Source organism: Novosphingobium sp. ST904 (assembly GCF_001298105.1).
In the GTDB taxonomy this organism is placed as follows: Bacteria; Pseudomonadota; Alphaproteobacteria; order Sphingomonadales; family Sphingomonadaceae; genus Novosphingobium.
The window spans coordinates 1-12,752 of record NZ_LGJH01000130.1 but is presented as its reverse complement, the minus strand read 5'-3'; the positions used below and the strand labels follow the sequence as shown (position 1 = coordinate 12,752).

Here is a 12,752-nt window from a genome sequence, read left to right as displayed (position 1 = left end):
AGGGCCTGAAAAAGCGGCTCCCGGGTGGAGGACCCGGGAGCCTTCAGTTCCGGCGTGGGAGGGCCCCGCCGAGGTCGTCAAATTCAGAATTTCACATTCACGCCTGCCGAAATCGTCCGGCCGACGCGGGTCTGGAACAGCGTGTCCTGCCGCTGGCTGTCGGTGTAGAGGCTGTTCTGCTCGTCCGTGAGGTTGGTGCCCTCGACGATCAGCTTGATGCTGTCCGAGATGTTGTAGGAAGCCGAGGCATCGACGAAAACAGTCGAGCGGTTGCCCACCAGATCGCTGCCCGGCGAGGCAGGAATGCCGCGAATGAACGGCCCGCGATAGTTCACGGTGCCGCGGATCGAGAACTTGCTGTCTTCCCAGTAAAGCGTGCCCGACGCCGTATCCTTGGACAGGCCGACCAGATCGTCCTTGGTCGTCTCGGTGCAGACGCCCTCGGAACTGACGAGGCAGTAATTGATCTTCGACATCACGTGCGTGTAGTTCGCCAGAACGCCGAAGTGGCTGATGAAGCCGGACGCGAAGTTGAACGGAAGCTGCGCGTTCAGTTCGATGCCCTTCAACTTGCCCCCCGGCGTGTTGGTGGGCGTGGCGATGTTGAATTCTTCGTCCGGCGTGGTGTTGCTGCCCGTGAGCAGTTCGACAGGCAGGCCAAGTTCGTTGAATGGAATCAGCGAGTTCACGTTCTGGACGTAGGTCTTGATGTCCTTGTAGAAGAAGGCCGCCGAAATCAGCGATCCGGGGCGGAAGTACCATTCCACGGCCGCGTCGAAGGTGTTGGCGCGGATGGGCTTGAGATAGGGATTGCCCAGCGAACCCGACCGGGTCACGGCATTGATCGTCACCGTAGGCGCCAGCACGGTCAACGCCGGGCGGGACATGACCTTCGCGGCAGAGAAACGCAGCAGCAGATTCTGGACCGGCTCCACCACGATATTCGCGGATGGCAGCCAATCATCATAGCTGCGCGTCGCGGAACGATACTGACCGGACAGGCCCGTGGGCGAAGTCGCGTCCGAAAGGTTGAGATAGCCCGAGGAGCGCTGCGAGGTGTGGATGTATCGCACGCCCACGTCGCCGCGCAGGCCGATGCCCACGGCGTCCGTCAGGTCGAACGTTCCCATCGCGAAGGCGCTGGTCTCCTCCTCCCTGACGGCGGGATTGATCTCGCCGCAGCCGGTGCAGGTGCGCGCGTCGAAAAGATTGTAGGTATCGGCCAGCTTCCGCCAGTCCAGCGTCGCCCAGCTCGCCGGCGCGCCGTGACCCCAAAGACTGTCCACCCCGGTGATCTGGGTCGTCAGGTCGGCAAGCGAAACCCCGGCCGGCAGCGCCTGAACCAGCGTATCGGCCGTGTAGTAAGTCGTCAGGCGCTGCTTGAAGTCACTGGACCTGTACTGGCCACCGAAATGAAGCTTGAAGGCGTCGGAAAATTCGTAATGAGCGTTCCATTCGGCCATCAGACCGTTGGTGGTATTGGTGCCAGGCTTGCCCTGAAGACTGAACCCGCCGGTGACGACGCCCGCGCCCGGTGTGGGACCATAGAGGAAGTTGTTCGGGTCGGACACGTCGAAGCCGAAGCCCAGCACCGGCGTGCGCCCGCCTCCGGTATAGTCGATCGAGAAATTGTCGGTGTCCAGCGCATCCATGAAGTACTGCATGCGGACCTTGTCCTTCCAGACCGAGCGGTTGAGGCCAAATCTGGCATCGACCGTCAGCCTGTCGGTGAAGCGGTGCATGAAGTTGAGATTCATCTGCTTGAAGGTCGTCGAATATTTCGAATGAAGACCTTCCGAGCGAACGTCCACGCCATCGAGCAGGGCATATTCGACCGAGCCCAGGTCCGAGAGTTGCACGTCCTTGAGCGACATCATCGGATAGCCCTGGTTCGACGCGGAACGGCCGAACGAGATCGCCTCGATGTAATTGTCGTCCCGCGTGACGTTGAAGCGCGAATAGAGCATGTCGAGCGAGATGTCGGTGTCGTCGTCGGGCTTGTACTGCAGGGTCAGCGTGCCGCCGATGCGCTCCTGCGTCTGCTGCGAGTTCAGGTAACGCGGAATACGCGGGAAGAACGCGCCGCTGCCGGGGGTGTTCGGCATATCGTCGCGCCGGGCATCATAGACGGTCTGATAGGCAGCGGGATCGCTTGTGCGCGGATTGCCTGTGGAGCAGTTGGCGGCATCGGCCCCGGTCGTCGCGCTGTTTGCCGGGCTTTGCGGCGTGAAGCCGATGGGTGAGCAGAACATGCCGTTCTGGTTGGCCGAAAGGATGTCCACCGCCGAATAGCCCACTTCGCGGGTGTGGCGCTTCTGGTAGGCGAGCGAGCCGAGAATGCCGAAGCCGCTGTCCCCGAATTGCTTGGAAACGAGCGCCGATGCGCGTGGATCGACCTTCTTCGACAGTTCGTTCCACACGCCGCGAGCCGTGGCGGAAAACACGAAATCCCTGGCCTGGTCCATCGGCCTCGGAGCGCTGAGATCCACCGTGGCGCCGAGCGACCCCTCCTCGATATCGGCCGAAGGGGTTTTGCGCACGGTCAGCGCCGAGAAGATTTCTGTCGGGAACACGTTGAAGTCGAAGCTGCGCCCGTTGTTGCCTGCGCCGTAGATATCCGAACCGCCGGTCTGCGCGGCAGCTTCCATGCCATTGATCCGCACGCGGGTGAAATCGGCGCCGAGGCCGCGCACGGAGATGTTCTTTCCTTCGCCGCCGTCACCGCGCTGAAGTGCCACGCCGGGAATTCGCTGCATTGATTCCGCAAGGTTGGAATCGGGGAACTTGCCGAGGTCTTCGGCCTTGATAGTGTCGATCGCAGCCGTTTCCACGCGCTTGTCGGCCAATGCCGCATTCAGCGAGGCGCGAAAACCGGTGACGATGATTTCCGAAGTGCTGGGGGAATCGCTGGCCCGGGAGGTGTCCTGCCCGGCAGCGGCCGCACCGTCCTGCGCAAAGGCCGAAAGCGGCAGCGTGACAAGAAATGCCGCAACCAGCGCCGGCGCGGAGACGCGGCTGCGCATGACGGATTTCGAGAAAGCCCTTCCCATTTCCTCACTCCCAATTTTTGTTCTTGTTTCGAACATTGCCCACTATGTGGGATTGAGTTTTACATTATACGACATTTTCGCTCAGTTCCAGTCAAAATCGCTATCGAGCCGATGGGCGGCCAGCAGTTCCACGCAGGAGCGGTGCATTTCATCGCAAGACGCGGCCAAATAGCAGCGCTCGCCGCGATTGACTCTCCTTCATCCCGATATATGCCGTAATAAATCGCCATGTGGGATATTCTGCTGAGAATCGATGCAGCCGGAAACCCAGGAGAGGATCATCCCAATGCCCTTGAGCCCGGCTCTCGCCCTAGTCCTGACCGCGAGCGTGGCGGCCAGTCCCACGATAGACATCGACCTCGGCGGCAGGTCGCCCGAGCAGATGCCGGTATACCGCGCCGGCGGATCCGGGGTGGAGCGGCGCGATGAATCGGGCGAATTTCTCTACTCGGTGGCGCTGCCCGAGGGCCTGTACCGGGTCACCCTGACCCTGGGCGACAGGCGCAGCGCCGGACGCACCACCGTGAAGACCGAAAGCCGCCGCCTGGTCCTGCGCGACGTCGCAACCCGGCGCGGCAGACGATAACGCGTAGCTTTCTTGTCGATGTGCGCAACGCCCGGCTCCCGGCCCAGCCTGCCGGCGCGCCCCGGTTCGGCCAGACCGTGCTGCTGGACGAGCGCGACCTCGCCAGTTTCAGCTGGGATGACAAGCTGACATTCGAGTTCCTCGGCCAGCCCCGCGTCTCGGCGATCCACATCGAGCCCGCCAAGGCCCCGCGCCTGTTCCTCGCCGGCGATTCGACCGTGGCCGACCAGTACACCGAGCCCTTCACGAGTTGGGGCCAGATGCTGCCCGCGATGCTGGACGATCGCGTTGCCGTTGCCAATCACGCCAAGTCGGGCGCGACTCTGAAGTCGTTCATCGCCCAACTCCGTTTCTCCAAGCTCCTGACCCAGATGCAGGAAGGCGACTGGCTGTTCATCCAGTTCGGCCACAACGACCAGAAGGCCGAGTGGCCGATGACCTATCTCGATCCCGAACTGACTTACCCTTCCTATTTGCGCAGCTATATCGCCGAAGCCCGCCGCAGAGGCGTTCATCCGGTGCTGGTGACTTCGCCCGAGCGGCGCAATTTCGACGATGCCGGCAGGATCAAGGACACGCTCGGCGCCTATGCCGCGGCAGTGCGCAAGGTTGCGGCGGAAGAGAACGTGCCGCTTATCGATCTCAACCGGGACAGCATCGCGATCATGCAGGCGCTCGGCCCGGACATCTCGCCCCGCGCTTTCGCCGAGAATGGCAAGGACAGGACGCACAACAACAACTACGGCGCCTGGCTCTTCGCCGCCGCCATCGCCCGGCAGGTACGCGAGAAGATCCCCGAACTGGCGCCCTATGTCGTGCCGGGGAACTTCGGCCCCGCGCATCCGCCTCTGCCCGAAGCCTTGCCGATCGCACCGAGTATCTCGCTCGAGGAAAGCAAGCCGGAAGGGAGTTGAGCCGATGGACCTTCCCCGTCGCATGTTCTCCGGCCTCTGCATGGCAGGAGCACTGACGCCGCTGATGCCCCGGGCCGCACTCGGGGCTGAAGGCCGCTTCGACGTGCGCCATTTCGGCGCAAAGGGCGACGGGACGGCCATCGACAGTCCGGCCTTCAATGCCGCAATCGCCGAGGCCGCACGCCGAGGCGGCACGGTGCTGGTTCCGGCGGGCCGCTATCTCTGTTTCTCGATCCGCCTGCAAAGCCGCATCAGGATCGTGTTCGAACAGGGCGCCACGATCGTGGCCGCCAACCCCGCGCTTCATGGCGGCAGCTACGATCTGCCCGAACCCGCCCCCGGCCTCTACCAGGACTTTGGCCATAGCCACTGGCGCAACAGCCTGATCTGGGGCGAAGACATTGAGGACGTGGCCATTGAAGGCCCCGGCCTGATCCATGGGCTTGGCCTCACCCGCGATGGGCCCGGCGCACGCTGGAAAGCGCAGACCGGCGAGCGGCCGCTTTCGATGCAGGGCATGAGCGAAAGGGATATCGCCGACCTCGAACCCGCCGTGGCGGCGATGCAGGGGCTCGGCAACAAGGCCATTGCGCTGAAACGGGGGCGCAATATCCGGTTGTCCGGCTTCACCGTGCTGAAAGGCGGGCACTTCGCCATTCTCGCCACCGGGACCAGCGCCTTGCTGATCGAAAACCTCACCATCGACACGGACCGGGACGGCATCGACCTGGACTGCGTGAAAGACACCCTTGTACGCGGCTGCAAGGTCAATTCCCCCAATGACGACGGCATCGTCGTGAAGTCCAGCCTGGCGCTGGCGAACCGCTCCCCGCCGAAAACGTGTTGATCCGCGACTGCGCCGTCTCCGGCTATGACATGGGTACGATGCTGGACGGCACCCATGGAACCGCGCAGCACATCGCGCCCGACCGCGATCGCGTTACCGGTAGGATCAAGCTCGGCACGGAAAGCAACGGCGGTTATCGCAATGTCGTGGTTCAGGACTGCACTTTCACCCGCTGCCGGGGCCTCGCGCTGGAGACCGTGGACGGCGGGGTGATGGAGAACGTCGTCGCAAGCCGTCTCACCATGCGGGACGTGACCACCGCCCCCCTTTTCGTGAGACTGGGAGACCGGCGGCGCGGGCCGGACGGCACCGGCGTGGGCGCGGTGCGCCGCGTGGTCATATCGGAGATCGACGCAAGGGGAATCGACCCGCGCTTTCCTGCAACTTTCGCGGGCCTTGCCGGACACCCTATCGAATCGATCGAGATGCGCGACATCCACCTCGTTTACGGCGAGGCCGGAAAAAGACGCGATCCTGCGCCCGCACCCGTCCGGCAAGTGCCTGAACTTGCAGGGGCCTACCCCGAACCCAGCATGTTCGGGGTGCTCCCGGCATGGGCGCTCTGGGTCCGCCATGTGGAACGCCTGACTGTCGACAAGTTCCACGCCGAAACGATCCTGAAGGACGTCCGCGCGCCGATCCGGCTCGAAAACGTGGCATTTCCGCGCTTTTCGAACACACCCCTCCGGCAGAATGGCGATTGACGGACGCGTGCGGAGCAGTTACCAAATAACGGCATTGATATCCACATAATGGAACAAATGGGAGAGTGGAGTGCCGGATACTGGGACGGGGTCGATCCACGCCTTCAGGATGCAGTTGAAGCCCGGCACGGTTGAGGAATACCGCCGCCGTCACGACGCGATCTGGCCGGAACTCTCCGCGCTGCTGACCGAGGCAGGCATCCGTGACTATTCGATCTTCCTGGACGAGGACAGCCTTGCCCTCTTCGCCGTGCTGCGCGTCCTGCCGGACAATAGCCGCGAAGCCCTGCCCGACCACCCGGTGATGCGCCGCTGGTGGGACTATATGGCGCCGCTGATGGAAGTGGAGCCTGGCAACCGCCCGGTCGAGCGCTCGCTCCCGCTCATGTTCCATATGGATTGAGCCGATGAAGCGCGCTTTCCTCACCGCCCTGCTGCTTTCCGCCGTTCCGATTGCCTCGCCCTCGGCCGCATCGGCACAGGACGCGAAGCAGACCGCCGACCTTTCCGCCCCGGCCCGGACCTTCGGCCGCGTCTCGTTCGATGCGCGATCGCTGATGATCGACGGCAAGCGGCAAGTGATCTGGTCGGGCGAGTTTCACCCCTTCCGACTGCCCAGCCCCGACCTCTGGCGGGACGTGCTGCAGAAGATGAAGGCCAGCGGGTTCAACACCGTCGCGCTCTATTTCGACTGGGGCTACCACTCGCCCAAGCAGGGCGTCTACGATTTCAGCGGAATTCGCGACCTCGACCGCCTGCTGACGATGGCTGAGGAAGAGGGCCTGTGGGTGATGACCCGCGCCGGGCCTTATGTGAACGCGGAACTGTCGCGCGGCGGTTTTCCGGGCTGGCTGGTCAACCAGAAGGCCCGCGCCCGCACCGACGATCCGGAGTATCTCGCCGCAGCCGACGAGTGGCTGACGCAGATCAACGCGATCATTGCCCGCCACCAGATCAACGGCGATGGCAAAGGTCATAAGGGATCGGTGATCCTCCACCAGATCGAGAACGAACTGGCGCTGACCACCCCCGCGCAGCGCCGCTACATGGACCACCTCTATGCCAAGGCGCGTGCCGACGGCATTACCGTACCGATCTTCCACAACGATCAGGGCCGCAACGGCTACTGGGTGCCGGAAGGCTCGCCCGTCGACAAAGTCGTCCACGGCCCCAACGACATGTATGCGTTCGACGGTTACCCCGGCGGCACCTGCACCGTGGAAGGCAAGCCGACGCGCAGCGTGGCTGCGCCGGACTGGGGCTTCTACGGCCCCGGCGGCGCCAAGGGTGGCGCCTCCGCTTCGCCGAAAACGCCCGGATTCCTGGCCGAATTCGGCGGCGGCTGGTTCGATTACTGGGGTTCCAACGGCGGCTACGAATGCAACGCGGTGCAGCGGGGCAAGCGATTCCAGCGGGTGTTCTACGGCACCAATCTGGCCAACGGCATCGGCATCCAGAGCTTCTACATGACCTATGGCGGCACCAGCTGGGGCTGGCTTCCGGCCCCGGTGGTGTTCACCAGCTACGACTATGGCGCCGCCATTTCCGAGGCGCGGAACCTGCGCGAAAAGGCGCTGGAGATGAAGCAGCTGGGCGGGCTCATCGCCTCCGTCCCGGACCTTGCGGGCATGATCCCGGCGGGCGCGCCTGAGGCCTCTTCGCCCGACATCCAGATCTACCACAACAAGAGCCCGGAGACCGACGCGCGCTTCCTGCTGGTGGCGCACAAGCCGTCGAACGGGCAGACCGACGACAGCTTCACCGTCACCGCCGCCCTGCCCGACGGGCGATATACTTTTCCGATACGTCTCAATGGCTTCGATGCCAAGTGGCTGGTCGCGGGTGTGAACCTTGGCGGGCAGCGGCTGGTCTATTCGACCTCCGAACTGCAATCGGCATCGAAGGCGGGAACCGCCGATCTCCTGCTGCTCTACGGCCGTGCCGGGGAGCCGGGCGAGACCGTGCTGCGCTATGCCTCGGCCCCCAAAATCACGGTTCTGGAAGGCGCGGCAGAAACCGCCTTCAACGACACCAAGGGCGACCTGAAAGTCACCTACACGCACGCCAGTGGTCAGGCAGGCCGCACCGTGCTGCGCCTGACCGGCGGCGGGCGCGGCGACCTGATCCTGATCCTTGCCGGCGAGGCCGAAGCCACCCGCTACACCCGCGCCGACACCGCTGCCGGACCCGTTCTCGTTCGCGGTCCGCAGCTGGTCCGTCACGCGTCGCTCAAATCCGGCGCGCTGGCGCTGACCGGCGACACCGGCGAAGAGGGCAATCTCGAAGTCTGGGCGCCCGGTGCCGTTCGCGCGCTGTCATGGAATGGCGCCCGTGTCCCTGCCAAGGCATCTGCCGTTGGCAGCATCTCCTCCACCGCGCCCTTGCCCGGCCCTGTCCCCGTCGTGCTTCCCGCCCTCACCGGCTGGCGCATGGCCAAGGGTTCGCCGGAGGCCGATCCGAAATTCGACGACAGCGGTTGGCAGGCCGTGGGCGGTAATCGTCCCAATGCGACCATCACCCAGCGCCCTGACGGCCAGCCGAACATGGCGATGGATGCCTATGGCTTCCACGAGGGCGACGTCTGGTATCGCGGCAAGTTCGAGGGCAATGCCGGGGCGAAAACCGTCTCGCTGTTCTACGGCGCCGGCGGCTCTGGGCTGGTGCAGGCCTGGCTGGACGGCAAGTTCATCGGCGAGGCCGAGACGCCAAGCGGCCTCCCCCGCCCGATCACCACCGGCACCGTCACGCTGGACCTGCCGCCCGAAGCGCAGGCGGGCGGAAGCCATGTGCTTTCGGTGATGGTGCGCAACAACGGCCATAACTGGGACCTCGATTCCGACGACTTCCACAAGGAAGCGCGCGGGCTGATCTCCGCGTCGATCTCGCAGCCCGGCGGGCGCAGCTTCGCGGTGCCGATCGCGTGGAAGATCCAGGGCCAGCGCGGCGGCGAGGACTTGGCCGACCCCGTGCGCGGCCCCGCCAACAACGGCGGTCTCCATGGCGAGCGCATGGGCTGGCACCTGCCGCTGTTCGACGACAGCCGGTGGTCTGCCGCGCAAGTTCCGGCAAGCAGCGCCAATCCCGGCACGACATGGTATCGCACCACCTTCGACCTGGCCGTGCCCAAGGGGCAGGACGCCACCATCGCGCTGGCCTTCGGCGATACCGAAACCCCGCGCTCGGCCGCGAAATACCGCGTTCTGATCTTCGTCAACGGCTGGAACATGGGCCAGTTCATCGCCCATGTCGGCCCGCAGCGCGTGTTCCCCATCCCCGAGGGTATCCTCAGCCACCACGGCACCAACCACGTGGCGCTGGCCGTGACGAGCGACGGCGCCCCCGGCGATGCGCTGGAGGCGGTAAAACTTGTCACCCTGCACAACGCGCGCGGCGGCATTGCCGTGAAGACGGTGCCCGCCCCCCAGACACCGGCAGAGCTCAAATGAGCCGCCAGCCCCTTATCCGGCGCTCCGCGAGCGCCACCAGAACCATGACCAGGAGACCTTAATTGGCCGCGCTAACGCACGATATTCCGCGCGCGAATATCACCGACGCCATCGGCAAGCTGATGCACAACCTCGTCCATATCAAGGACGAGACCGGCGAATTCCTGCTCCGCCTCGAAGATGGCCGCGTGATCGACACCAAGGGCTGGGCCGGTTGGGAATGGACCCACGGCGTCGGCCTGTTCGGCATGTGGCGCTATTTCGAGCAGACCGGCGATGAGACCGCGCTGAACATCATCCGCCAGTGGTTCGAGGACCGCTTCGCCGAAGGCACGCCCACCAAGAACATCAACACGGTGGCGCCCTTCATCACCCTCGCCTACCTTTACGAACTGGACGGCGATCCCAGCTACATCCCCTATCTCGATACCTGGGCCGAATGGCTGATGGCGCCGGACGGACTGCCCAAGACCGAGGAAGGCGGCTTCCAGCACATCGTCTACAACGATGAGAACCCCGGCGAACTGTGGGACGACACGCTGATGATGAGCGTGCTGCCGCTGGCCAAGATCGGCCTGCTGCTGGACCGCCCGCACTATATCGAGGAAGCCAAGCGCCAGTTCCTCGTCCACATCAAGTATCTGGCAGATCGCAAGACCGGCCTGTGGTTCCACGGATGGGACTTCAACGGACGCCACAACTTTGCCGAGGCGCTCTGGGCGCGCGGCAACTGCTGGGTGACGATCGCCATTCCCGAGATCATCGAACTGCTCGATCTCGAACCGGGCGATGCTTTCCGCTCGTTCCTGATCGACACGCTGGCCGCGCAGGTCCGCACCCTGGCCGCCACGCAGGATGGCGACACCGGCCTGTGGCACACGCTGATCGACGATCCCACCAGTTACCTCGAAGCCTCCGCCACGGCGGGCTTCGCCTATGGCATCCTGAAGGCCGTCCGCAAGGGTTACCTCCCGCGCGAATACGAGGCGGTGGGCATCAAGGCGGTGCGCGGCGTGCTGGCCAATATCGACGATGCCGGCGAGCTTCAGCAGGTCAGCTTCGGCACGGCGATGGGCGACAGCCTGCAGTTCTACAAGGACATCGCCCTCACCTCCATGCCGTACGGTCAGAGCCTGGCGATCTGCGCTCTGGCCGAGTTCCTGCGGACCTACATCTGACGATGCGCGGCGTTTCCGCCCTTGCCCTGGCTGCGACCTGCTGGTCGGCGCGCCGGTAAGGGCGGAAACGCCGGAACTGGTGCGCTTTGCCTATTCCCGAGGCGATTTTGCGCTCGCGCAAAAACGGCCGGACGGCGCGGATCGTCACCGCGCCGCAGGATCACGAACTCGTCCGCATCGCCGCCGAAGGGCTGCGCGCGGACCTTGCGGCAGTGACCGGCCAGCCCGCGAGCAAGGCGGATATGGCCGCGTCCGGCGCGCAAGTCTGGATCGGCACGCTGGGCCGCAATCCTGCCATCGACCGGCTGGTTTCCAGCGGCAGGATCGACGCGGCGAAGCTGAAGGGCGCCTGGGAAAGCTTCCTGATCGTGCCCCTGTCCGATCCCGCGCCCGGCATCCGGCAGGCGCTGGTGATCGTGGGCAGCGACCGGCGCGGCACCGCCTATGGCGCTTACGAACTGTCCCGCGCCATCGGCGTATCGCCGTGGCACTGGTGGGCGGACGTGCCGCCCGAACATCACGATGGCCTTTTCGTTGCCGCCGGAACCCGCCGTTTCGGCCCGCCTTCGGTGCAGTATCGCGGCATCTTCATCAATGACGAGGACTGGGGCCTCGTGCCCTGGGCTCAGGGTGCCTTCCCCGGCGAGCCCGCGCCGGGCCCCGGGACTTACGAGAAAGTCTTCGACCTGCTGCTGCGGCTCAGGGCCAACACGCTCTGGCCCGCGATGCACAAGGCCAGCCGCGCCTTCAACGCCGATCCCGCCAATGCCGCGCTGGCCGAACGCTACGGCGTGGTCATGGGCACCAGCCACGCCGAGCCCATGCTTCGCAACAACGTGAGCGAATGGACCGGCAGGGCGGAGGATTTCAACTACCTGACCCATCGCGCCGCCATCGGCGAATACTGGCGCGAGCGGGTGCGCGGCCATGCCGCCTACGAAACGATCTGGACGCTGGGCCTGCGCGGCATTCACGACAGCGGCATGATCGGCCCGAACACCGACGAGGAGCGCCGCCGCACCCTCGAACAGGTCTTCGCCGACCAGCGGGACATGCTGGGCCGGGCCGGCCTCGCCGGCGCGCCGCAGGTCTTCACGCCCTACAAGGAAGTTCTGGGCATCTACCGCGCCGGGCTGAAAGTGCCGGACGACGTGACCCTGATGTGGACGGACGACAACTTCGGCTACATCCGCCATTTCCCCGATCGCCCCCGAACCGGGCGCGCGCGGGCGGCAACGGCATCTACTACCACCTCTCCTACCTTGGCGCGCCGCTCTCCTACCTCTGGCTGTCGACGACGCCGCCCGCGCTGATCCGCGAGGAGATGGGACGTGCCTGGGACATGGGCGCGCGCCGGATGTGGATCGCCAACGCGGGAGACATCAAGCCCGCCGAACTCCAGATCGACTATTTCCTGAGCCTTGCCTGGGACATCGAAGGGACACGCGCCCAGCCGATCGAGACATGGGTGGGACAATGGGCCCAAGATGCGCTTGGCAATGGCACCGGCAAGCAGGCGGCGGCGCTGCTGGGCGATTATTACCGGCTCAACTTCGCGCGCCGCCCCGAACATCTGCAATGGTACCTGCCGGGAGAAAAGCCCCATGCCAGCCCGCTGACCATTGCCGAGGCGGACGAGCGCCTTGCCGGGTTCGCGGCGATGGAGCGGCGAGTGGCCGCGCTTCGCCCGCTGATTCCCCCGGCCCGCGCGGACGCTTTCTTCGAACTGCTGGACTATCCGCTCTCCGCCTCGGCCGCCGCCAATCGCCGCTTCTTCGCTGCCGAGGCCCACGATGCCCTGCGCGATGCCGACCCGGCCGAAAGCTGGCGCCGCGCGCGGATCGCGGCAGAGGCGCAGGAGACCCTCACCGCGCTGACCCGCCGCTACAACCGCGAGGTGCCGGCGGGAAATGGCGCGGGATCATGGCGGTCGAGCCCGCCGACGGCCAATGGCGCAGCTTCCGCCAGAGCCTGCCGGTAGTGCCCGCCGCGGCCTCGATACCCGATGGGGATGATGCCGGCGCCCG

General features: G+C 65.2%; 10 protein-coding genes. 9 read left to right on the top strand and 1 reads right to left on the bottom strand.

Features of this window, described 5'->3' with window-relative positions; all coding sequences use genetic code 11:
- Window positions 1-83: 83 nt before the first annotated feature.
- Window positions 84-3,050, bottom strand: a complete 2,967-nt coding sequence (locus ADT71_RS08115; RefSeq protein ID WP_054436131.1) for a TonB-dependent receptor — start codon at window positions 3,048-3,050, stop codon at window positions 84-86.
- Between the two features lie 286 nt (window positions 3,051-3,336).
- Here ADT71_RS08115 and ADT71_RS33275 point away from each other — a divergent pair, with 286 nt between their 5' ends.
- The 9 genes from ADT71_RS33275 to ADT71_RS33255 all read left to right on the top strand — a co-directional run bounded on the left by ADT71_RS33275 (window position 3,337) and on the right by ADT71_RS33255 (window position 12,706).
- Window positions 3,337-3,636: a hypothetical protein gene (locus ADT71_RS33275; RefSeq protein ID WP_231635720.1), complete on the top strand. Its 300-nt coding sequence runs from the start codon at window positions 3,337-3,339 to the stop codon at window positions 3,634-3,636.
- A gap of 20 nt (window positions 3,637-3,656) precedes the next feature.
- The gene (locus ADT71_RS08110; RefSeq protein ID WP_231635719.1) at window positions 3,657-4,550 is read left to right on the top strand and encodes a rhamnogalacturonan acetylesterase; all 894 of its coding nucleotides are present in this window, start codon (window positions 3,657-3,659) and stop codon (window positions 4,548-4,550) included.
- Window positions 4,551-4,554: 4 nt separating this feature from the next.
- Complete coding sequence (locus ADT71_RS33270; protein ID WP_231635718.1) at window positions 4,555-5,397, top strand: glycosyl hydrolase family 28-related protein; 843 nt, start codon at window positions 4,555-4,557, stop codon at window positions 5,395-5,397.
- Complete coding sequence (locus ADT71_RS33265; RefSeq protein WP_231635717.1) at window positions 5,394-6,101, top strand: hypothetical protein; 708 nt, start codon at window positions 5,394-5,396, stop codon at window positions 6,099-6,101. Before ADT71_RS33270 ends, ADT71_RS33265 begins: the two co-directional genes overlap by 4 nt.
- A gap of 109 nt (window positions 6,102-6,210) precedes the next feature.
- Window positions 6,211-6,504 carry an L-rhamnose mutarotase gene (locus ADT71_RS08100; RefSeq protein ID WP_054436129.1) on the top strand — a complete coding sequence of 98 codons (294 nt, stop codon included), beginning with the start codon at window positions 6,211-6,213 and terminating at the stop codon, window positions 6,502-6,504.
- A 4-nt stretch (window positions 6,505-6,508) separates the two neighbouring features.
- Window positions 6,509-9,547 (top strand): beta-galactosidase, encoded by a 3,039-nt coding sequence (locus tag ADT71_RS08095; RefSeq protein ID WP_054436128.1) that lies wholly within the window; start codon window positions 6,509-6,511, stop codon window positions 9,545-9,547.
- Between the two features lie 62 nt (window positions 9,548-9,609).
- Entirely contained in the window at window positions 9,610-10,725 is a 1,116-nt protein-coding gene (locus tag ADT71_RS08090; RefSeq protein ID WP_054436126.1) for a glycoside hydrolase family 105 protein, read from the top strand.
- A gap of 107 nt (window positions 10,726-10,832) precedes the next feature.
- On the top strand, window positions 10,833-12,038 hold the full coding sequence (locus tag ADT71_RS33260) for a glycosyl hydrolase 115 family protein (protein WP_054436125.1): 1,206 nt from the start codon (window positions 10,833-10,835) through the stop codon (window positions 12,036-12,038).
- Complete coding sequence (locus tag ADT71_RS33255) at window positions 11,966-12,706, top strand: glycosyl hydrolase 115 family protein (RefSeq protein WP_231635726.1); 741 nt, start codon at window positions 11,966-11,968, stop codon at window positions 12,704-12,706. Before ADT71_RS33260 ends, ADT71_RS33255 begins: the two co-directional genes overlap by 73 nt.
- The last annotated feature ends 46 nt before the right edge of the window (window positions 12,707-12,752 follow it).

Excerpts from the sequence above, each read along its gene's own strand:
- ADT71_RS08100 (WP_054436129.1), top strand. The coding sequence starts at position 6,211 with ATGCAGTTGAAGCCCGGCACGGTTGAGGAATACCGCCGCCGTCACGAC.
- ADT71_RS33270 (WP_231635718.1), top strand. The coding sequence starts at position 4,555 with ATGGACCTTCCCCGTCGCATGTTCTCCGGCCTCTGCATGGCAGGAGCA.
- ADT71_RS08095 (WP_054436128.1), top strand. The coding sequence starts at position 6,509 with ATGAAGCGCGCTTTCCTCACCGCCCTGCTGCTTTCCGCCGTTCCGATT.
- ADT71_RS33275 (WP_231635720.1), top strand. The coding sequence starts at position 3,337 with ATGCCCTTGAGCCCGGCTCTCGCCCTAGTCCTGACCGCGAGCGTGGCG.
- ADT71_RS08115 (WP_054436131.1), bottom strand. The coding sequence starts at position 3,050 with ATGGGAAGGGCTTTCTCGAAATCCGTCATGCGCAGCCGCGTCTCCGCG.